General features: G+C 70.1%; 14 protein-coding genes and 1 pseudogene. 8 read left to right on the top strand and 7 right to left on the bottom strand.

Translation table 11 applies throughout. From position 1 onward, the window contains the following. The first annotated feature begins 78 nt into the window (after positions 1–78). Positions 79–5,658, top strand: coding sequence for a WD40 domain-containing protein (locus ACFLIM_RS02095; protein ID WP_393161225.1), 5,580 nt, complete (start codon positions 79–81; stop codon positions 5,656–5,658). A gap of 29 nt (positions 5,659–5,687) precedes the next feature. Here the strand turns inward: ACFLIM_RS02095 and coaE are convergent, their stop codons facing one another. Beyond that, positions 5,688–6,290 carry a dephospho-CoA kinase gene (gene coaE, locus ACFLIM_RS02090; RefSeq protein WP_393161223.1) on the bottom strand — a complete coding sequence of 201 codons (603 nt, stop codon included), beginning with the start codon at positions 6,288–6,290 and terminating at the stop codon, positions 5,688–5,690. A 31-nt stretch (positions 6,291–6,321) separates the two neighbouring features. Here coaE and ACFLIM_RS02085 point away from each other — a divergent pair. Next, positions 6,322–6,450: pseudogene (locus tag ACFLIM_RS02085) on the top strand (Clp protease N-terminal domain-containing protein); the annotation flags it as partial. Positions 6,451–6,895: 445 nt separating this feature from the next. Here ACFLIM_RS02085 and ACFLIM_RS02080 read toward each other — a convergent pair. The 5 genes from ACFLIM_RS02080 to polA all read right to left on the bottom strand — a co-directional run bounded on the left by ACFLIM_RS02080 (position 6,896) and on the right by polA (position 14,659). Then, the gene (locus tag ACFLIM_RS02080) at positions 6,896–7,369 is read right to left on the bottom strand and encodes a GNAT family N-acetyltransferase (protein WP_393161221.1); all 474 of its coding nucleotides are present in this window, start codon (positions 7,367–7,369) and stop codon (positions 6,896–6,898) included. A 15-nt stretch (positions 7,370–7,384) separates the two neighbouring features. Further along, the gene (locus ACFLIM_RS02075; protein WP_393161219.1) at positions 7,385–8,920 is read right to left on the bottom strand and encodes an alpha/beta fold hydrolase; all 1,536 of its coding nucleotides are present in this window, start codon (positions 8,918–8,920) and stop codon (positions 7,385–7,387) included. Positions 8,921–9,121: 201 nt separating this feature from the next. Then, positions 9,122–10,609: a 30S ribosomal protein S1 gene (gene rpsA, locus ACFLIM_RS02070; RefSeq protein WP_393161217.1), complete on the bottom strand. Its 1,488-nt coding sequence runs from the start codon at positions 10,607–10,609 to the stop codon at positions 9,122–9,124. Between the two features lie 192 nt (positions 10,610–10,801). Further along, the gene (locus ACFLIM_RS02065) at positions 10,802–11,896 is read right to left on the bottom strand and encodes a polysaccharide deacetylase family protein (RefSeq protein WP_393161215.1); all 1,095 of its coding nucleotides are present in this window, start codon (positions 11,894–11,896) and stop codon (positions 10,802–10,804) included. Positions 11,897–11,968: 72 nt separating this feature from the next. Beyond that, on the bottom strand, positions 11,969–14,659 hold the full coding sequence (gene polA, locus ACFLIM_RS02060; protein ID WP_393161213.1) for a DNA polymerase I: 2,691 nt from the start codon (positions 14,657–14,659) through the stop codon (positions 11,969–11,971). Between the two features lie 131 nt (positions 14,660–14,790). Here polA and ACFLIM_RS02055 point away from each other — a divergent pair, with 131 nt between their 5' ends. The 6 genes from ACFLIM_RS02055 (at position 14,791) to ACFLIM_RS02030 (ending at position 20,072) form a co-directional block, all read left to right on the top strand. Continuing rightward, complete coding sequence (locus ACFLIM_RS02055) at positions 14,791–15,135, top strand: PaaI family thioesterase (RefSeq protein WP_393161595.1); 345 nt, start codon at positions 14,791–14,793, stop codon at positions 15,133–15,135. Between the two features lie 438 nt (positions 15,136–15,573). After that, positions 15,574–16,863, top strand: a complete 1,290-nt coding sequence (locus ACFLIM_RS02050) for a branched-chain amino acid ABC transporter permease (protein ID WP_393161211.1) — start codon at positions 15,574–15,576, stop codon at positions 16,861–16,863. A 16-nt stretch (positions 16,864–16,879) separates the two neighbouring features. After that, positions 16,880–17,878: a branched-chain amino acid ABC transporter permease gene (locus ACFLIM_RS02045; RefSeq protein ID WP_393161209.1), complete on the top strand. Its 999-nt coding sequence runs from the start codon at positions 16,880–16,882 to the stop codon at positions 17,876–17,878. Then, positions 17,868–18,818 carry an ABC transporter ATP-binding protein gene (locus ACFLIM_RS02040; RefSeq protein WP_393161207.1) on the top strand — a complete coding sequence of 317 codons (951 nt, stop codon included), beginning with the start codon at positions 17,868–17,870 and terminating at the stop codon, positions 18,816–18,818. The genes ACFLIM_RS02045 and ACFLIM_RS02040 overlap by 11 nt, the downstream gene beginning before the upstream one ends. Continuing rightward, complete coding sequence (locus tag ACFLIM_RS02035) at positions 18,815–19,609, top strand: ABC transporter ATP-binding protein (protein ID WP_393161205.1); 795 nt, start codon at positions 18,815–18,817, stop codon at positions 19,607–19,609. Before ACFLIM_RS02040 ends, ACFLIM_RS02035 begins: the two co-directional genes overlap by 4 nt. Before the next feature lie 61 nt (positions 19,610–19,670). Further along, a complete protein-coding gene (locus tag ACFLIM_RS02030) occupies positions 19,671–20,072 on the top strand; it encodes a hypothetical protein (RefSeq protein WP_393161203.1) in 402 nt (133 codons plus the stop codon). A 42-nt stretch (positions 20,073–20,114) separates the two neighbouring features. Here ACFLIM_RS02030 and ACFLIM_RS02025 read toward each other — a convergent pair whose 3' ends face one another. Beyond that, a complete protein-coding gene (locus ACFLIM_RS02025; protein WP_393161201.1) occupies positions 20,115–21,410 on the bottom strand; it encodes an ABC transporter substrate-binding protein in 1,296 nt (431 codons plus the stop codon). Between the last annotated feature and the right edge of the window lie 252 nt (positions 21,411–21,662).

The following is a 21,662-nucleotide window of genomic DNA, read 5'->3' as shown; positions in this document are numbered from 1 at the left end:
CGCTTCCCTTGAAAAGAAGCCTCTTCCACGCCTTTGGGGGGTACGCGGGGGGCTTGCCCCCCGCGGGATACTGGGCAGATGGCACGTGACGGCAGGCCGACCGAGATCTTCGTCAGCTACTCCCCGGCCGACACGGCCTGGGCGACGTGGATCGCCTGGGAGCTCGAGGCGGCGGGCTACAAGACCATGATCCAGGCGTGGGACTTCGTGCCGGGCACCAACTTCATCGACTTCATGGACCGCGGCGTGAGCGAGGCCCAGGTCGTCGTGGCGGTGCTCTCGCGCAACTACCTGACCTCGCGTTACGGGCGGATGGAGTGGCAGGCGGCGCTGCGGGCCGACCCCGACAGCCCCGCCAACAAGCTCGTCACGATCAGGCTGGAGGACGTCCAGGTCGGGGGCCTGCTGTCCACGATCACGTGGGTCGACCTGCTCGGCGTCACCGACCCGGGCCAGGCCAGGGCGCTGCTGCTGGGCCGGGTCAGGGAGGCGATGTCGGGCCGGGCCAAGCCGGAGGCGGCGCCCGCGTTCCCCGACGGGTCCGGCGTGCCGGTGATCGCGCCGACGCTGCCGCCGCCCGGCGAGCGGGCCAGGGCCCGCCGCGCGCCGGTCACGGCGCCGAAGTTCCCGCCCGCGCAGAGCGCCCACCGGGGGCGCGAGTCGATCAGCGTGTTGCACATCGGCGGCCCCAGATTCGGCAGGGGGCTGCCCGATCCGGGCGAGCCGTTCACGCCCGAGGACATGCAGGCGCGGATCTGGGCGGACCTGACCGCCATGTACGACCGGGGCATGCCGCGTCCCGATCTCATGGTCGTCAGCGGCGACCTGACCGAGTCCGGCAGCCTGGGGCAGTTCGGGCAGGCGACGCGGTTCGTGACCGACTTGAGGCTGCTGCTCGGGCTGGAACCGCACCGGCTGGTGCTGCTGCCTGGGCCGCGCGACGTCACCAAGGCCGCCGCGAACGCCTATTTCATGACCTGCGAGGCCGACGACGTGAGCCCGCAACCGCCCTACTGGCCCAAGTGGCGGCATTTCGCGGGGTTGTTCGGGGAGGTGTACCAGGGGCTGGACGACCGGGTGTTCGACGGGGGGCAGCCGTGGACGTTGTTCGAGGTGCCCGATCTGAAGGTGGTCGTGGCGGGGCTCAACTCGACGATGGCGATGAGCCATCTGGAGCGGGACGCGTACGCGCTGCTCGGGGAGGGGCAGGCGGCCTGGTTCTCCGAGCGGCTGCGGCCCTACGAGGAGAGCGCGTGGTTGCGGCTGGGCGCGATCGGGCATCCGCCGGGCGAGCTGAGGGACGCGCCGACGTTCGACCGGCTGCTCTCCCACCGGTTCGACCTGCTCTTCCACGGCGGATCCGGAGAGGCGGCCGAGGGCAGGATCGCCGCGCCGCGGTCCGGGCGGCACCAGGTGGTCGAGATCACGCCTGACGGGCTGCGTACCTGGTTGCCGGACGGCGGCCCGCCACCGGAGCGGGTGGCCTACCGGTGGCGGGCCGCGCGGGCCACGTTCACCGGCGAGAGCCCGCCCACCCCGCCGCCCTCGCCCAAGCCGGAGGAGCGCGCGCCGAGCCCGGTCGAGCTGCTGCTCGACCGCATCACCGAGGTCTGCGAGGCCAGGCACGAGCGGGCCAGGATCCGCAGGTTCGACGCGCACCTGGTGGTCACCCACCCCGAGGACGGGTTCGTGCGCCAGCTGATGATCGGCGCGCACGTGGGCGAGCTGACCGGCGGCGCCGCGGACGACTTCGCCCGCCAGGCGCACGCCGCCGACCTGGCCGCCGAGCTGGTCTACCAGGGGCCGCCCGCGTCCCGCGCGATCCGCGACGACCTCATGCGCAAGGGCGTGCGGCTGCGCAGCTTCACCGAGTTCCAGGGGCTGCTCGACCTGACCGGCTACGTCACCGAGCAGACGGCCAGGCTGACGACCGACCGGCGCTACCCGCCCGGCCTGTACGTCCCGCAGCGCTACCGCGAGCTGGACCGGCCGGGAAACCAGGTCAGGCAGGGGCTGACCGACGAGCTGATGCGGCTGCTGGCCACCGACCACGGCCGGTTCCTGCTGCTGCTCGGCGACTTCGGCCACGGCAAGACGTTCGCGCTGCGCGAGCTGGCCAGGCGCATCCCGGCCGAGCTGCCACACCTGACGCCGATCCTGATCGAGCTGCGCGCCCTGGACAAGGCGCACTCGGTGGACGGCCTGGTCGCCGCCCACCTGGCCAACCACGGCGAGGAGTTCATCGACCTCAAGGCGTTCCGCTACCTGCTCAGGCAGGGCCGGATCGTGCTGCTGTTCGACGGGTTCGACGAGCTGGTCACCCGGCTGACCTACGACCGCGCGGCCGACCACCTGGCCACGCTGCTGGCGGCGGCCGAGGACAAGGCGAAGATCGTGGTGGCCAGCCGCACCCAGCACTTCAAGTCGCACAGCCAGGTGCTGACCTCGCTCGGCGAGATGGTGGGGGTGCTGCCGCAGCGGCGGGTGCTCAGCGTCGAGGACTTCACGCCCGACCAGATCCGCTCCTACCTGGCCAACAGGTTCGACGACGGCGACGAGGCCGGCGCGCGCATGTCGCTGATGAGCGAGATCAAGGACCTGCTCGCGCTGGCCCAGAACCCGCGCATGCTGAGCTTCATCGCCGACCTCGACGCCGACCGCCTGCGTACGGTCGCCGGCGCCCGCCACACGATCAGCCCCGCGCTGCTCTACCAGGAGATCCTCGGCTCCTGGCTGGCCTTCGAGGAGCGGCGGGCCAGGATGCCGGGCTCGCCCGCCGCGCTGACCACCGACGGGTTGTGGCAGGCGGTGACGGCGCTGGCGCTGCGGTTGTGGGACTCCGGGGAGTCGCTGCTCGGCGTGGACGAGCTGACCGAGATCGGCGAGACGCTGACCGACCTGGCCAGCGGGCAGCTCTCGGCCGCGCACGCCGCGCACGCGATGGGCTCGGGCAGCCTGCTGGTGCGGACGGAGGAGGGGATGTTCGGGTTCATCCACGCCTCGGTGATGGAGTGGCTGATCGCCCGGCACATCGCCGCGGACAATCCCGGGTGGCTGGCGCGCCGGCCGCTGTCGGCGCTGACCGTGGAGTTCCTGTGCGACCTGGCCGACGTGCGAACGCTGCGCGCGTGGGTGGCCGATCCGCCGGCCGACGACGTGTCCAGGACGAACGCCGTCAAGATCGCCGCCAGGCTGCGCACGCCCGCCCGCGCCGACCTGCGCGGGGCCAACCTCAAGGGCGAGGACCTGTCGGCCAGGGACCTGCGGGAGGTCGATCTCACCGGCGCCGACCTGTCCGAGGCCACGCTGGCGGGCACGAACCTGTCCAGGGCGACCCTGCGCGAGGCCAGGCTGGTCGGGGCGCGGCTGGACAAGGCCGACCTGACGGGGGCCGACCTGAGCGGCGCCGACCTGTCGGGCGCGCGGCTGGCCCAGGTGGACCTGAGCGACGTGGCGGCCGAGGGCGCCCGCTGGCACCGGGCCTCCCTGATCAACGTGACCGGCTCGCTGCCGCACCCGCACGGGGCGGCGGTGGTGCCGGGGCAGCCGGTGGAGGTGGAGTTCGCACCGGCCGGGATCGGCGTCCCGTACGGATACCACTTCCAGACCAGCCGGCTACCCGAGCCGATCGCCTACAGCCCCGACGGCGCCACGATCGCCATCGGCAACGAGGACGGCGGCGTGCTGCTGTGCGTCGGCGGCGCGCCCGTGCGCACGCTGCAGGGGCACAGGGGCCGCGTCTACGCCGTCACGTTCGCGGGCGATCTGCTGGCCACGGGCGCCAGCGACGGCGCCGTCCTGCTGTGGGACGCCCTCACCGGCGAGCGTCTGCGCAGGCTGGAGGGCCACGCCGACGGCGTCTGGCCGGTACGCCTCAGCCCCGCGGGCGACCTGGTGGCCGCGGGCGGCGGCGACGGCGTCGTACGCGTGTGGGAGACGGCCACGGGGCTGCTCACGCACGAGCTGAGCGGCCACCAGGCGCCGATCTACACGGCGTCGTTCGGCCACGCGGTGCTGGTGACGGGCGACGCGGCGGGCGTGGTGCGCGTCTGGGACCTCGGTTCGGGGCAGGGCTCCGGGCAGGTCAAGCAGACGCTGGAGGGCCATCGCGGCAGCGTTTACCGCGCGCTGCACAGCCCCGACGGCCGGCTGCTGGTCACCGGCGACGAGGCGGGCGTCATCAGGTTGTGGGACACCGCCACGTGGACGCTCCTGCGCACGCTCACCGGGCACACCGGCAGCGTCTACTGCGTGGCGTTCGCGCCCGACGGCTCGCTGCTGGCCAGCGGCGACACGGCCGGCAGCGTACGCCTGTGGGACCCGTCCGGCGAGGCCCGCGGCGTGCACACCACGCACGCGGCATCGGTCTACCAGGTGACGTTCAGCCCCGACGGGCAGACCTTGGCCAGCGGCGACTCCAACGGCGTGGTCCGGATCCAGCCCACGGGCGGCGGGCGGCGCGTCGAGCTGACGGGGCATCGCAGCTCGGTGTGGCCGTTCGCGTTCCGCCCCGACGGTCAGCAGCTGGCCACCAGCAGCAACGACGGCACCGTGCGGCTGTGGGACCCCGGCTCGGGCCAGTGCCAGCGGTTGCTGCGCGGCCACGGGCGGCGGATCTCGTCGGTCAGGTTCAGCGCCGACGGGTCGATGCTGGCGACCAGCGGCAACGACGGCGTCGTACGCGTGTGGGAGCCCCGCACCGGGCGGCGGCTACGCGAGTTCAGCGGCACCGCCGACCGGCTGATCTCCGCCCTGTTCTCCCCCGCCGGGCCCGTGCTGGCCACCTCCAGCAACGACGGCGGCGTGCACTTCTGGAACGCCACCACCGGCGACTACGAGCGCGAGCTGAACGCCGAGACCGACCACGTCTGGGCCGAGGCGTTCAGCCCCGACGGCGACATGCTGGCCACGGCCAACGACGACGACAGCGTCCGGATCTGGTACCGGCCGACCGGGCGGCTGGCGGGCAACCTGACCGACCACCGCGGGCGGGTGCGCTCGATCGCGTTCAGCCCCGACGGCGCCTACGTGGCCACCGGCTGCGACGACAAGCTCGTACGCCTGTGGCACGTCGCCTCCGGCGGCCGGGTCGCGACCCTCGAAGGGCACACCGACCGGGTCTACTCGGTGGATTTCTCCCCTTCCGGGCGATACCTGGCCAGCGCCGGCAGCGACGGCCGGGCCATGGTGTGGGAGCTGCGGCCGGGACAGCCCTGGCAACCGCGGCTGGTGCACGCACTCGACCGGCACGGCGGGCGGTTGTGGAGCGTGGCGTTCAGCGCCTCCGGCGACAGCCTGGCCACCGGGGGCGACGACCTGCTGGTACGGGTGTGGGACACCACGACCGGGCGGTTGCGGCACACGCTGGCCGGGCACGCCCGCCGGGTGTGGTCGGTCGCCTTCAGCCCCGCCTCGGACCTGCTGGCCAGCGCGGGCGACGACGGCGTGGTGATCCTCTGGGAGGGCGGCGAGCGGCGGGCGACCCTGCTCGGGCTGGCCGAGGGGTGGGCGGCCCTGTCGCCTGACGGCCGCTACAAGGTCCAGGGAGACCCCTCCGGGCAGTTCTGGCACGTCATCGGGATGTCGCGGTTCGAGCTGGGCGAGCTCGACGCGTACCTGCCGGGGGTGCGGCAAGTGCCGCTCGACTCACCGTTCTGAGACGCCGGGGATCCGTTCGGTTAGCGCGATCAACCGGTGGCGGCGCGGCGTACCAGCTCGTCCCACACCTCGGCCACCCGGGCGTCCAGCTCTGCCAGCGAGCCCTCGTTGGGGATCACGATGTCGGCCACCGCCAGCCGGTCCTCCCTGCTCGCCTGCGCGGCGATGCGGGCCTTGGCGTCGGCCTTGGGCATACCGCGGTGCTCGGCCAGCCGCCTGATGCGCACCTCGTCGGCCGCGTCCACGACGATGACCACGTCGTACATCGGCGCCAGCTTGTTCTCCGCCAGCAGCGGCACGTCGTAGACCACGATGGCGTCGTCGGCCGCCCGCGCCTGCAGCTCGGCCACCCGCTCCCCCACCAGCGGATGGACGATCGCGTTGAGCGCCGCCAGCCGCTCGGAGTCGGCGAAGACGATGGAGCCGAGCTTCTCCCTGTTGAGCGAGCCGTCCGGGCGGAGCACCTCGTCCCCGAACGCGGCCACCACCCTGGCCAGCCCGGCCGTGCCGGGCTCGACGACCTCTCGCGCGATCCGGTCGGCGTCGATCACCACCGCGCCCCTGGCGGCGAGCCGCTTGGACACCTCGCTCTTGCCGGAGCCGATCCCGCCGGTGAGCCCAATCTTCAACACGGGAAAAGCCTACGGGGTCATCATCGAAGGCATGACGACCACGATCGTAAGGGCCGCGCACGAGCAGGCCGCAGCGGCCGGGGACGACTGGGTGGGGCCGCCGCACGTGGTGCTCGCCCTGCTCGCCGGCGACCCACTCGCCGCGCGGGTGCTGGCCGAGGCGGGCCTCGACCACACGCACGCGCTCGAACACCTGCCCCACCACGCCAAGCCTGGGCACCGGGCGGGCGGATTCGCCAACCCGGCCTTCTACAAGCTGTACGGCATCGCCACCGGCCTGGCGCTCGCCTCGGGCGTTCGGCATCCGTCACCGGAACACTGGCTCATCGCCCTGGCCTACGACGCCGAGCTGGACAGGGACCCGACGCCACTGCACCTCTTCAGCCTGGATCCGGCCAAGGTGATCGAGGCGCTGCGCCGGCACGGCGTCCAGGTGCCGCCGCTGCCGCCACCCGCGCACGTCCCGTGGCGGGGCCGCCACCAGATCGTCGTGCCCGCGTCCGCCCTGCAGGCCGCGCTCGACCGCCTGAACGCCGAGCATCCGGCGGGCTCGGAGTGGCGGTGGGGGTGGAACTGGGTCGACGACGACCTGGCCCGCGCCATGATCACCGCGGAGGAGGGGATCGATCTGGCTCTCTACGCAGGTGAACCAGCGTCAGGTGATCGTCCATCCGCTCGCGATGCGTCTCCCGGTAGCCCAGGCGGCGGTAGAGCCGCAGGTTCCCCTCCGACAGGTGCCCCGTGAACAGGTCGAACGCCGTCGCCTCCGGCACCGCCTCATGCAGGGCTTCGAGCAGCGCCGTGCCGAGCCCCTGACCCTGGCGGTCGGGAGCGACGACGAGCCGGCCGACCAGGCACGTGGTGCCGGAGATCCGCCCGCGCACCGCCCCGACGATCCGGCCGCCGTCGAGCGCCTTGAACACGACGGCGGTCTCGACGACCTTGCGCAACTGCTCCAGGGACTCGATGAGCGCCGGGATGTAGGGGTCGCCGTAGAGCTGGGCCTCGGTCACGTAGGCCGCCCGCTGCAGGGTGAGGATCTCTCCCGCGTCCGCCGCCACCGCCCGCTCGATCGCCACGCGAGCACCCTACACTCACCCGTCCATGCCCGCCGTCAGCTCTCCCGGGCAGCCGGTGCCGTGCTCCGGCAGCACGCCGTTGACGAGGAAGCCGTGCACGTGCGTACGCAGGCACGTCGCGCGCAGCTTGCTCACCCCCTGCTGCAGGTACGCGCCGTGCCCGTCACCGTGCCACAACACCGCCGCCCCCGGGATCCGCCTGGCCAGCCGAGCCGCGCCGGAGGCCGGGGCGGTGGTGTCCAGCCGCCCGATCCCGACCAGCACCGACCGGGGGTCGTTCGCGGTTGGCGGATGCGGCGGCCAGCTCGGCGTCCGCCCCCGCAGCCCCAGGCACCGGGCGACCTCGTACCGGCCGCTCAGCCACCCGACGCGCGGCGCCACGGTCCGCAACCGCGACTCCATCGCCAGGAACCGCCGGTAGCCGGGCACGACAGGCATGAAGTCATGACACGACAACGACCGCGCCACCGTCCCCGGCAGCACCGGATCAGGCCCTGCCACCGTCGCGGCCAGCCCGCTCGCGCCTGTCGCTGGGGCCGCCGTCGCGGGCAGCCCGCTCCCGCCCACCGCTGAGGCCGCCATCGCGGCCAGCGCGCTCGCGTCGCCCTCCCTGGCCTCCGACATGGCCCGCGCCAGCTCGGGCCAGCGCGGCGCGGCGAGCCCGGCCGTCACGGCGGCCACGAGCTGCCGATCGTCCACCGTACGCCCTGTCCCGGCGGGCAGCGGCGTACGCTCCAGCAGGTCGTCGAACACCGACACGGCGTCATCGTCATCGAGCGGGCACCCCATGCGGTTCCGGCACCAGTCGCGGAAGCGGTACAGCTGCCGCTCCTCCGCCCGCGCGTGCGCGATCAGCCGCCGTCCCAGGCTGGGCTCGGTGTGATCGGGCACGCCTTCGAGGTACATCCGCTCGACCCTGCGGGGGAACAGCTCCAGGTACGCCTGCCCGTACACGGCCCCGTAGGAGTTGCCGAAATACCGCAGCCGCGGCTCGCCCAGCGCGGCCCGCAGGGCGTCGAGGTCGTGGGCCACCTGCCAGGACGTGAGCCCCGCGTAGGCGGGCCCGGCGGCCGTGCGGCAACTCCTGTCGTAGGCGGCGTTGTCGCGGGCGTAGGCGCGCCACACGGCCGGTCCAGGGGTGAGCAGCCGCCTCGCGTCAGGCTCTGGGATCGTACACCGCACCGTCGCCGCGCTCCCCCGGTCGCCGAGCCCGCGCGCCTCGACGAGCACCACATCGAACCACCGCGTCAGCTCACTCACCATGTCAGGCTGGGCCCGCACGCCCTGCACGGTCGACCCGTCCCCGGTGTTCACCACCAGCGCCCCGAGGCTCCGGCGCGGGTCCTGAGCGGGCATCCTAGCCAGATCGATCTCGGTACGCGGCCCGCCCGGCCTGGCCCAGTCCACGGGCACCGACAACTTGGCACACTGCAGCCCGTCACCGCACTCCCACCACCCGAGCCCCCGCCGCGCCGGAGCCGCCACGGCGGCGGTGGGAGCGAAGGCCACCAGTACGGCCACCATCGGGAGCACCCGCTGAACCAAGCTCACTGCATCGCCCCTGGGAGTCGGTGTCAACAGCGCAGGTCAGTCTGTCAGCGACCCGACCGGCGGGCGGCGGGCTTTGCGAAGGCCCTCAGGTAAAATCTCCCGCCCCCTCGTAGTACGCCCACGAGCGTGCAGGCACGCGAAAGGCCCCGCACCACCACCGGTGCGGGGCCTTCCGGAAACGCTATGCCCTAGGACACGACGTCAGCTCTGACCACCCGCGAGCTTCTCGCGGAGCGCCGCGAGCGCCTCGTCCGAGGCGAGCGCGCCGCTGGCCGGGGCCGACGACGAGGAGCCGCCGGTCGACGGGGCCTGCGTCTCGCCGCTGTAGGACGACGGAGCAGCCTCGCCCGCCTCCGCCTCGGCCTTGCGGGCCTCCTCGATCTGCTTCTTGTGCGCCTCGAAGCGCGTCTGGGCCTCGGCGTACTGCCGCTCCCACTCTTCGCGCTGCTTGTCGAACCCTTCGAGCCACTCCCCGGTCTCCGGGTCGAAGCCTTCGGGGTAGATGTAGTTGCCCTGGTCGTCGTAGGTCGCCGCCATACCGTAGAGGGTCGGGTCGAACTCGACCTCGGTCCCGACACCCTCGTTGGCCTGCTTGAGCGACAGGCTGATCCGGCGACGGTCGAGGTCGATGTCGATGATCTTCACGAAGATCTCGTCGCCGACCTGGACGACCTGCTCCGGGATCTCCACGTGACGCTCGGCCAGCTCGGAGATGTGCACCAGGCCCTCGATGCCCTCCTCGACCCGCACGAACGCGCCGAACGGCACCAGCTTGGTGACCCGGCCCGGCACGACCTGGCCGATCTGGTGGGTGCGGGCGAACTGCTGCCACGGGTCTTCCTGGGTGGCCTTGAGCGACAGGGAGACGCGCTCGCGCTCCATGTCGACGTCGAGGACCTCGACCGTGACCTCCTGGCCCACCTCGACGACCTCGGACGGGTGGTCGATGTGCTTCCAGGACAGCTCGGACACGTGCACGAGGCCGTCCACGCCGCCGAGGTCCACGAATGCGCCGAAGTTGACGATCGAGGACACGACGCCCTTGCGGACCTGGCCCTTCTGCAGGGTGTTGAGGAAGGTCTGGCGAACCTCGGACTGCGTCTGCTCGAGCCAGGCGCGGCGCGACAGGACCACGTTGTTGCGGTTCTTGTCGAGCTCTATGATCTTGGCCTCGAGCTCACGGCCGACGTACGGCTGCAGGTCGCGAACGCGGCGCATCTCGACCAGGGACGCCGGGAGGAAGCCACGCAGGCCGATGTCGAGGATGAGTCCACCCTTGACGACCTCGATGACCGTGCCCGTGACGATGCCGTCCTCGTCCTTGATCTTCTCGATCGTGCCCCAGGCGCGCTCGTACTGGGCGCGCTTCTTGGACAGGATCAGCCGGCCCTCTTTGTCCTCCTTCTGGAGAACGAGGGCTTCGACGTGCTCTCCGACCTCCACGACGTCAGCAGGATCGACATCGTGCTTGATCGAAAGCTCGCGCGAGGGGATGACACCCTCGGTCTTGTAGCCGATATCGAGAAGGACCTCGTCTCGATCGACCTTGACGACGGTGCCCTCGACGATGTCGCCGTCGTTGAAGTACTTGATGGTCTCGTCGATCGCTGCGAGGAAGGCTTCCTCGGACCCGATGTCGTTGACCGCTACCTGCGGGGTACTCGAGGTGGCCTCAGTGCTGGACGTCATGTGTGGAATTGCTCCGAACGCGGACAGGATGTCGATGTGGCGGATGCGCGGCAGGCCCTCTTCCGCATCAAGCCGAGGAATGACGACATCGACGTGACCGAGCGCGAGCCCGCTCCGTCTGAGGCGCGCGCGAGCCCACAGCGCAGCGATCAGCATATGAGACCTTGGGCTCAGGGTCAATCCAGGGAGCCATCAATACGCGATGACCTGGAGCCCTCGCTTGGCGACGATATTACCTCGAAGTTTCTCCGGTATGGAGATCCGGTCGGGGTCGCCGTCAGAGACGTACCGCTCGCCAGGGTGCTTGTGCAGCCACTCCAGCCAGTATTGCGAGCACCACTTGCGGCACTCGCCCTTCTTGCCGTTGCTCTGAATGCGCTGGATCGCGCCGCGGTCGAAATTTTTCGCGTAGGGCGAAAATGACGGCTCGGCCCCGGCGAGGAACACGCCCGCGAAATCATAACGTGTCCCGTCCCAGGAGCCGCTCCGGGCCTCTTTCTTGGCCCGGGGCACCGAGCCGTACGGCAGGGCCATGGTCTTGGATGAGGGCGCGCCGAGCTTCTTGAGCAGGCGTTCGAGGCGGACGATCTGCTCGCGCACCCTCTTGCGCTTGATCGCGCGCAGGTTGGAGTGGCTCCAGGTGTGGTTGGCCACCTCGTAGCCGTGGTCGACCAGCCAGTGCACGGCGGCCTTCTGGGACTCCTTGTCCCACAGCCCGAACGGCTCCCTGTTGATCCAGAACGTGGCGACCGGCCTGAAGGACGGGTGTCTGCCGGCCACCTCCTGGATCACGCCCACCGCCGTGTCGGGCGCGGGGTTGCCGCTCGCGTCCAGCGCGAACTGGCTCGGATGCCCGTCGTCGAACGTCAGCACGACCGGGAACCTGCCCGCCGGCACCCGGATGTCGCCGGTGGCGAACTCCCTGGCGGTGATCGGCACGTAGCCTTGCCGGGCCAGCGTCTCCAGCTCCTTCCTCAGCTGCGCCGGGGTCCGGTCGATGGAGGCGATCGGATGGCTGAGGATGCGGTGGTACATCAGCACCGGCACCAGGCCGTCCTCGTTGGCGTGCACCTGCCGGGCGAACTCGGGCGTGGCCACCACCCCCGGCGGCTGGCCGACCGGCGTCAGGGTCGGCGGCGCGGGGCTGCTCTGGACCTCGGCCACGTCCTTCGGCTTCGCGTGCGGCCGGTTCTCGGAGGGTAAGAGGCTCAGCCCGACGATGGCCACCGTGACGACCACCACGTTCGCGATGCCGATGATCCGCGTGAGGGACGCTGGTATCCGCACAGGGCTCCCGGCCGCTCGGTGAAAACTAGGTTCAGGGTAGTGCAGAAGCACTCACAAAGCGGCCCGAAACCCTCAGTGGCCGGCGTCCTCCCAGGTGCGCCCGACGCCGACGGAGACCTCCAGCGGGACCCGCAGGTGGTAGGCGGCGTTCATCTGGTCGCGCACGAGCTGCCTGAGCCGCTCCAGCTCGCCCGGCGCCACCTCGAACACCAGCTCGTCGTGGACCTGCAGCAACATCCTGGAGGCCAGCCCCTCCTCTCCGAGCGCCTGCCGCACGTGGAGCATGGCGACCTTGATGATGTCGGCGGCCGAGCCCTGGATGGGGGCGTTGAGCGCCATGCGCTCGGCCATCTCGCGGCGCTGGCGGTTGTCGCTGGTGAGGTCGGGCAGGTAGCGGCGGCGGCCCATGATCGTCTCGGTGTAGCCGTCGGTGCGCGCCTGCTGGACGATGGCGTGCAGGAAGTCGCGCACGCCGCCGAACTCGGTGAAGTATTCCTCCTTCAGCGCCCGCGCCTCGGCCACCGGGATGTTGAGCTGCCCGGACAGCCCGAAGTCGGACAGGCCGTAGGCCAGGCCGTAGTTCATCGCCTTGATGCGGGCCCGCAACTCGCCGTCGATCTGCTCGGGCGGCAGGTCGAACACCCTGGCCGCGGTGGCCTGGTGGAAGTCGTGGCCGGACTCGAAGGCATCGATCAGCGACTCGTCGCCCGACAGGTGGGCCATGATGCGCAGCTCGATCTGGCTGTAGTCGGCCGTCAGCAGCGTCTCGTAGCCCTCGCCGACCACGAAGCCCTGCCTGATGCGGCGGCCCTCGGCGGTGCGGATCGGGATGTTCTGCAGGTTGGGCTTCTCCGAGGACAACCGGCCGGTGGCGGCGATGATCTGGTTGAACGTGGTGTGGATGCGCCCGTCGTCGGCGATCTCCTTGATCAGGCCCTCGACCGTAGTGCGCAGCTTCTGCTGGTCGCGGTGCCGCAACATGATCGTCGGCAGCTCGTGCTCGGTCTGGGTGGCCAGCCAGGCGAGCTGGTCGGCGTCGGTGCTGTAGCCGGTCTTGATCTTCTTCGTCTTGGGCAGGTTGAGCCGGACGAAGAGGATCTCCTGCAGCTGCTTGGGCGAGCCGAGGTTGAACTGCTCGCCGACGGCGCGGTGGGCCTCCTCCACGGCGTGCTTGACCGCGGCCCCGAACTCGGCCTCCAAGCCCGCGAAGTATTCGCCGTCGACCGCGATGCCCGCGCGCTCCATCTCGGCCAGCACGGCCAGCAGCGGCAGCTCCACGTCGGCCAGGAGCTGGGTGCCGCCGCGCCCGGCCAGGAAGCGCTCCAGGGACTCGGCCAGCTCGCGCGCCGCGTGGGCGCGCAGCGCGAGGTCCTTGGCCGGGGCGTCCTCGTCGTCGCCGAACAGCGCGGCCTGCCCGCTGGACTCCTCCTCGGCCCGCAGGTCGCGGTTGAGGTAGCGCCTGGCCAGGTCTTCGAGCGCGAACGTGCGCTGGCCCGGCATCGCCAGGTAGGCGGCCAGCGCGGTGTCGCAGCTCAGGCCGCGCAGCTCCATGCCCTGCGCCCAGAGCGCCAGGATGGGCCCCTTGGCGTCGTGGACGGCCTTGGGCTTGGTGTCGTCGCCCAGCCAGGCCCGCAGGGCCGCCTCGTCGGCCTCGGTGAGCTTGACGGGGTCGATGTGGGCGGCCGTGCCGTCGGGCGAGGCGATGGCGATGCCTTCGATGCGTCCGGTGCCGCTGCCGTAGGCCCCCTTGAAGGCGAGGCCCGTGCGGCCCTCGGGCAGCGCGGCCAGCCAGCCCGCCACGCGGTCGGGGCCGAGGATGACGGTCTCGACCTCGAAGCCCTGCTCGGGCTCCTGCTCGCCGGTGCCGAGCACCTTGAACACCCGCTCGCGCAGCTCGCCGCGGATCTGCAGGGTGTCGAACAGCTTGTTGATCTCCTCGCGCTCCCAGGCGCCCTGCTTGAGGTCGCCGAGGTCGGCGTCGAGGGGGACGTCGCGGAGCAGCTCGGTCAGCCGCCGGTTCATCAGCACCTGGGCGACGTGCTCGCGCAGCTTGTCGCCGACCTTGCCCTTGACCTCGTCGACCCGGTCGACCAGCGCGGTCAGCGAGCCGAACTCGCGCACCCACTTGGCGGCGGTCTTCTCCCCCACGCTGGGGATGCTCAGCAGGTTGTCGCTGGGGTCGCCGCGCAGGGCGGCGAAGTCGGGGTATTGGGCCGGGGTCAGGCCGTATTTCTCCTCGACCGCCTCCGGGGTGAACCTGGTCATGTCGCTGATGCCGCGCCGCGTCATCAGGACTGTGACGTGCTCGTTGACGAGCTGCAGCGCGTCGCGGTCGCCGGTGACGATCAGGACGTCCATCCCCTGCTCGCCGGCTCGGGTGGCGAGCGTGGCGATGAGGTCGTCGGCCTCGAAGCCGGCCTTGGACAGGCGCGGGATGCGCAGCGTGTCGAGCAGCTCGAAGATGAGCTGCATCTGGCCGCGGAAGTCCTCGGGCGTCTCGCTCCTGTTGGCCTTGTAGTCGGAGTATTCCTCATGCCGGAACGTCGGCTCCGACCTGTCGAAGGCCACCGCCACGTGGGTCGGCTGCTCGTCGCGCAGGATATTCGTCAGCATGGAGGTGAACCCGTAGACCGCCTCGGTGTGCTGACCGTCGGTGGTCATCAGGTTGGCGTCTTTGAGCGCGTAGAACGCGCGATAAGCCAGGGAATGCCCGTCGAGCAGCAGCAGGCACGGGCGGCTGGGGGTCACTTCACTCTTCGGCACACACGCAGCCTAGTCTGCGTCTGCGACAGAAAACCTGAGCTCGGAAGAGTGGAGACGTCCCTTTGACGCAGACCAACCCCCTGGACGCCTCGGTGCTCGGTGCGCTGCACGAGGGCACGCTCGCCGACCGCATGGGCATCGAGTTCGTCGAGGCGGGCGCCGAGCGGGTCGTGGGCCGCATGCCGGTCGAGGGCAACACCCAGCCCTACGGCCTGCTGCACGGCGGGGCCTCGGTGGTGCTCGCCGAGACGCTGGGCTCGGTGGGGGCCGCCATCCACGCGGGACCCGACCGCATCGCCGTGGGCATCGAGATCAATGCCACCCACCATCGCTCCGCGACCTCCGGCTTCGTCACCGGCGTGGCGACCAGGTCGCACGGGGGCCGCACGCTGGCGACGTACGACATCGAGATCACCGATGAGCAGGGACGACGCGTGTGCACCTCACGCCTCACCTGCATCTTGCGCGACCGCTGACCCGGCTGACCCGGCGGTCACTTCACCGGACCCTTTGCGCGCGGCCCCCGCGGGTCGCTACGGTTGTCCGAACAGAGCCCGCGGGGAGGCCCGGTAGATAACGTGTTCGGCCCGGCGTATGCGGGGATGTTCCCGTGTACGGCCGGGGAAGCCCTACATGGCCCCAAAGGCCGCCCCGCGGGCTCGTCCACGGTTTTCCGGAGATCGTTACAGATTTGTTTCCTCAAGCGCCAGGCGTCTAGCCCAATTTAGCCCCTGACCTGGCTTGTTGATTCCTCACATGAGTGACACGCACTTGTCACTAATTGGTGACGAACGATACTGAACCGGGCGGCGCCGGAATAAGCTCCCGCCATTGCATCCCAGTTGTGCCTGCGATGCGCACGTGTCGAGATGGAGGGGTCACAACCCCGCCTTGACCTACTTGAGGGAGCACCATTGCGCAGAGCCGTGATCGCGTTCACGGCCTTCCTGGGTGGACTCATCTTCCTGCTCGCCGGACCCGCCTACGCGGGACCCGCCGATTGCCAGGGCTTGAGGGGAACACTCAAACTCCAAGGCCAGCCAGTGAACGGCGCCAAAATCGCCGTGACCACCGAGGGCGGACAACCCGTCAAGGAGGTCACAAGTAACGCACAAGGCACGTGGGACGTTCAGGTCGAAGAACCAGGCAAATACAAGGTCACCCTGGATGTCGGCACCCTCCCGCAGAACGCCGCGGTGCGTGGCGGCAACAACGTCCGCACGCCGACCGTCTACGAAGGCAACTGCTCCACGGTCCTGTTCGCGCTCCAGCCCAAGGGCGCCCCGGGCCAGCCGCAGGAGGACACGAGCGGGCAGACCACGTTCTGGGAGCAGGCCGCCCAGCTCACCTTCGAGGGCCTCAACCTGGGCCTGATCATCGCCCTGGCGGCGCTCGGCCTGTCGCTCATCTACGGCACCACGGGCCTGACCAACTTCGCCCACGGGGAGCTGGTCACGCTGGGAGCGATCCTCGCCTACGCGTTCAACGTGGGCATGGGGCTGCATCTCATCCCCGCCGCGGCGATCGCGGTGGTGGTGGCGGGCGCGCTCGGATACCTGCAGGACCGCCTGTTCTGGGGCCAGCTGCGCAGACGCGGCACCGGCACCATCGCCATGATGATCATCTCGATCGGCCTGGCGCTGCTGATGCGCTACGTCTTCCTGATCTTCTTCGGCGGCCAGAACGAGGCCTACGCGCAGTACACCGCGCAGCCGGGCGTCGAGATCGGGCCGATCTCCGCCGCGCCGAAGAACTTCGTCGCCATGGGCATCGAGCTCGCGGTCCTGATCATCGTCGGCATCGCGCTGCTGCGCACCCGCACCGGCAAGGCGGCCCGCGCCGTGGCCGACAACCCCGCGCTCGCGGCCTCGTCCGGCATCAACGTCGACCGGGTCATCAGGATCATCTGGACCATGGGCGGCGCCATCGCCGCACTGGCGGGCATCATGCTCGGCCTGTCGCAAAACCTGAAATACACGATGGGCCAGGACATCCTGCTGCTCATCTTCGCCGGCGTGACGCTCGGCGGGCTCGGCACCGCGTTCGGCGCGCTCGTCGGCTCGCTCGTGGTCGGCCTGTTCATCCAGGTCTCCACGCTGTGGGTGCCGCCGGAGCTCAAGAGCGTCGGCGCGCTGGTCGTGCTCATCATCGTGCTCCTCGTCCGGCCACAGGGCATCCTGGGCCGCCGCGAGCGGATCGGCTGATCGGGGGAGGATCAGAATGGACTGGATCACGATCATCAGCACCACCCTCAAGGCCGCTGTCGGCGTCGAGACGGTGCTGTACGGAATCGCCGCCATCGGCATCAACATCCACTTTGGCTACACCGGCCTGCTCAACTTCGGCCAGGCCGCGTTCATGGGCGTGGCAGGCTACGGCCTGGCCGTCACGGTCGCCGTGCTGGGCCTGCCGTTCTGGCTCGGCATCATCATCGGCCTGGCCGCGGCCGTGGTCCTGGCGATCCTGCTGGGCATACCGACCCTGCAGCTGCGCGCCGACTACCTGGCCATCGTCACCATCGCGGCTGCCGAGATCGTCCGGCTCGTCTTCCGCTCGGTGCAGTTCAAGGACGTCTTCGGCGGCTCGGACGGCCAGCGCGGCTTCACCGACGGCTTCTACGCCCTCAACCCCTTCCCCGAAGGGGACTACGGCTTCAACCTCGGCCCCGTCCCGCTGTTCTTCAACTACCGCACGCTGTGGGTGCTGGTGGTCGGCTGGGTGCTGATCGCGCTGTGCTGCCTCATCGTCTACCTGCTGATGAAGAGCCCCTGGGGCCGCGTGCTCAAGGCCATCCGCGAGGACGAGGACGCGGTGCGCAGCCTCGGGAAGAACGTGTTCTCGTACAAGATGCAGTCGCTGGTCCTGGGCGGCGTCATCGGCTGCCTCGGCGGCTTCATATACGGCCTGGCCTACGCCTCCGTGCAGCCCGACGTGTTCGGCACCGAGACCACGTTCTACATGTACACGATGGTCATCCTCGGCGGCGCCGCCCGCGTGCTCGGCCCCGTCATCGGCTCGATGCTCTTCTGGGTGCTGCTGGTCCTGATCTACGGCGTGCTCTCCGAGGCGGTCGCCGCAGGCTACATCACGTTCATGGACACCAACCAGGTCGGCGCCTTCCGCTGGATCCTGGTGGGCCTGGGCCTGATCCTGTTGCTCATCTTCCGGCCACAGGGCATCTTCGGTGATAAGAGGGAGATAGCAATCGATGCACGCTGAGACCGATACTCAGGCAGGGAGCACCGACCGCAAGGCCGCGGCGCTGGCCGCCTTCAAGGACCTGGCCCGCGAGCCCGGCGTGCCCAAGCCGGACCCCATCCTGGTGGTGGACGACGTGGTGCGCCGCTTCGGCGGCCTGACGGCCGTCGAGGTGGGCCACGTCGAGGTCCAGCGCGGCTCCATCACCGCGCTGATCGGCCCCAACGGGGCGGGCAAGACCACGTTCTTCAACCAGCTCACCGGCTTCGACACGGCCGACTCGGGCTCGTGGACGTTCAACGGGCGCGCCATGAACGGCGTGCCCGCGCACAAGGTGGCACGTTCCGGCATGGTGCGCACCTTCCAGCTCACCAAGGCGCTGTCCAGGCTGACGGTGCTGGAGAACATGCGCCTGGGCGCCCAGCAGCAGAAGGGCGAGAACTTCTGGCGCGCCCTCGTGCCGAGCTTCTGGCGCGGCCAGGAGGACGCGATCACCGAGCGGGCCGAGGAACTGCTGGCCCGGTTCAAGCTCGACACCAAGCGCGACGACTTCGCCGGCTCGCTGTCCGGCGGCCAGCGCAAACTGCTGGAGATGGCCCGCGCGCTCATGGTGCAGCCCGAGCTGGTCATGCTCGACGAGCCGATGGCGGGGGTGAACCCGGCGCTGACGCAGTCGCTGCTCGGCCACGTCAAGGACCTGCGCGCGCAGGGCATGACGGTGCTGTTCGTGGAGCACGACATGGACATGGTCCGCGACATCAGCGACTGGGTGATCGTCATGGCCCAGGGCCTGGTCATCGCCGAGGGACCGCCCTCGACGATCATGTCCGACGAGCGCGTGATCGACGCCTACCTGGGCGCGCACCACGACGCCCCGCTGTCGGAGAGCGAGCTGGAGGCCCAGCTCCACGAGGCTGAGGCGGCGCTGGAGGCCGAGATCGAAGAGGAGACGCAGAAGTGAACGCCGTCCCAGAGCCGGAACAGTCGAAGGCGGCCGTCACCGACCGCAGCGCGCACCTGGAGGGCGCGGCCGAGGCCGTGCTGCGGTGCGACGAGCTGATCGCCGGCTACCTGCCGGGCGTCAACATCCTCAACGGCTCCGACCTCTACGTCAAAGAGGGCGAGCTGATCGGCATCATCGGCCCCAACGGCGCCGGGAAGTCGACGCTGCTCAAGGCCATGTTCGGGCTGGTCAACATCCGCAGCGGCACGGTGCTGCTCAAGGGCGAGAACATCACGAACATGAAGGCGCACTCGCTGGTCTCGCGCGGCGTCGGCTACGTGCCGCAGACCAACAACGTCTTCCCCAGCCTCACCATCGAGGAGAACCTCGAGATGGGCGCCTTCCAGGTGCCGGGGAAGTTCAAGGAGCGCTTCGAGTTCGTGGCCGAGCTGTTCCCCGCGCTCAAGGAGCGGCGCAAGCAGCGCGCCGGATCCCTGTCCGGCGGTGAGCGGCAGATGGTGGCCATGGCCAGGGCGCTCATGACCGAGCCGTCCGTGCTGCTGCTCGACGAGCCGTCGGCGGGCCTGTCGCCCAAGCTGCAGGACCTGGTGTTCATCCAGGCCCAGCAGATCAACAAGGCGGGCGTGACGGTGATCATGGTGGAGCAGAACGCGCGGCGCTGCCTGCAGATCTGCCACCGCGGCTACGTCCTCGACCAGGGCCGCAACGCCTACACCGGCACCGGCCGGCAGCTCGCCAACGACCCCAAGGTCATCGAGCTCTACCTGGGCACGCTGGCCAAGGCGTAATAGGTCACGAGACGGCGAAGGGGCTCCCCAGCGGGCCCCTTCGCCGTTTTAAATGTCCGGTGTGAAACGTTTAGCGGCAGTAGCACTCATGTTGCCCATCCTGCTCGTCGGCTGCCAGGACAACGCCTCCTCAGCGGAGAAATACAGCACCGGCGGCGATCCCACCGACAGCCCGTGCGCCCGCGTGGTCTCCGCCATCGGGTACGCCGGCCTCATGCTGAAACCGAAGGGCCAGGAGGACCAGCAGTACTTCGAGGACGCCCTGATCGGCCGCCTGGCCGAGGCCCGCGGTATCACGCTGGAGTTCGGCGACCGGCTGCCCGACTCGCTGCACGGGGCCGTGGAGACCGTCAAGACCACCACCGCGGGGCTGTCCAGGAACGACGTGCCGCGGGAGCGGCAGGTGGCGCTGCTGAAGCAGTACCGGGTCGCCGCCGACCAGATCGTGGCGGGGTGCAAGTAGAAAGGGCCCGGTCGCGGTGACCGGGCCCCTTACTACGCCGGACTAGCCGGCGATGTTGCCGGTACGGTATTCAAGCGCCTTGGTGGGGTACTTGTTGTCGTCGCCGTACTGGTAGATGCCGATGGTGGCCACGGCCGGGTCACCGGCCGCGTCGAACTCGACCGGGCCGCTGAGGCCGTCGTAGTCGATGTCCTTGCCGGCCTTCAGCAGGTCGACGCACTCCTTGAAGCTCTTGCACTTCTCGCCGCCCTTGCTGACCTCCGCCAGCTTGGCCGCGATGTCGACGCCCGCGTCGCTCTTGGCGGCCTCGGCGGCCAGCGCGATCAGGTTCGCCGCGTCGTAGGACTCGGGGGCGTAGCTGAAGTCCTCGAGGTCGGCGTTGACACCCAGGAGCTTCTTCTGGAAGTCCTCGGGAGCCGCGGCGCCGGGAATCGTGCCCTTGACGCCGTCCAGCGTGCCCTTGGGCATCTTCACGTAGTTCGTGTTGGACGTGTTGCCGTCCACCATGTACCACTTGTGCTTGCTGGCCGGCAGGCCCTGCTTGACCAGCTCCGCCACGACCTTGGCGGTCTCCTCGAAGCCGATCAGGACGATGCCCTTGGGGTTCTTCGCCTTGAGCTTGGCGACGTCGGCGGAGAAGTCGGCGGCCTTGGGGTCGTAGTCGACGCGCTCGACCACTTCGGCGCCGCCATCGGTGACCGTCTTCTGGACCTGGTCGGCCAGGCCCGTGCCGTAGGAGTCCTGCATCGCCATGATGCCGACCGTGTCGTTGCCGTCGGCCACGATCAGGTCGCCCAGCACGCGGCCCTGCAGCTTGTCCGGCGGCGCTGTACGGAAGTAGAGGCCCTTGTCCTCGATCGTGGTGAACTTGTCGGAGGTGTTGGCCGGCGAGAAGTGCACCACGCCCGCACCCGTGATCTTGTCAATCACCGACTCCGACACCGACGAGGACGCGGCGCCGATGATGGCGTCGGCCTTCTGCGCCAGCAGCTTGTCGACCGACTGCGAGGCGATGTTGGTCGTCGTGTCACCCGAGTCGGTGTCGAACTTCGCCACGGGCTTGCCGAGCACGCCCCCAGCCTCGTTGATCTCCTTGAGCGCGAGGTCGACCCCCGCGAACTCGGGCGGGCCGAGGAAGGCGAGCGAACCGGTCTGGGGCAGTAGCGTGCCGAGGGTGAGCGTGCCGTCGCCCTTCGCCGCCGGTGCCGACGAAGCGGGCGCTGCACTTGGTGAAGCTTGCGTGGCGGTGTCGCCGCCGCCACCGCCGCAGGCTGTCAGGGCCAGGCTGGTGGCAGCCAAGACAGCCAGCGCCCGCCCCACGGGAGCAATGCGGATCATGAAGCGTCTCCTTCATTTCCAGGCCGGGATCCCTCAGCACCGCCGAGCGTTCCCGATCGAATGATGGAAACGTACAAAATCGCCGCGTGCTCCAACCAGATCCAGAGGGAACTGTCGGCACTTGGATGCGGAGTCGTAATCAGTCCTCAACTTACGGGACCTGCGGAAGCACACTTAATGTGCTTGAGGTGAAGCGCATTACACTACCGCTCGTCATGGCCGTGCTCGTTGCCGGTTGCGGCGCCTCAGAGC

The organism is Nonomuraea marmarensis, from assembly GCF_043197025.1.
GTDB classification, from domain to species: domain Bacteria; phylum Actinomycetota; class Actinomycetes; order Streptosporangiales; family Streptosporangiaceae; genus Nonomuraea; species Nonomuraea marmarensis.
The sequence above is the reverse complement of the archived record's forward strand: the minus strand, read 5'-3'. Positions and strand labels throughout refer to the sequence as shown.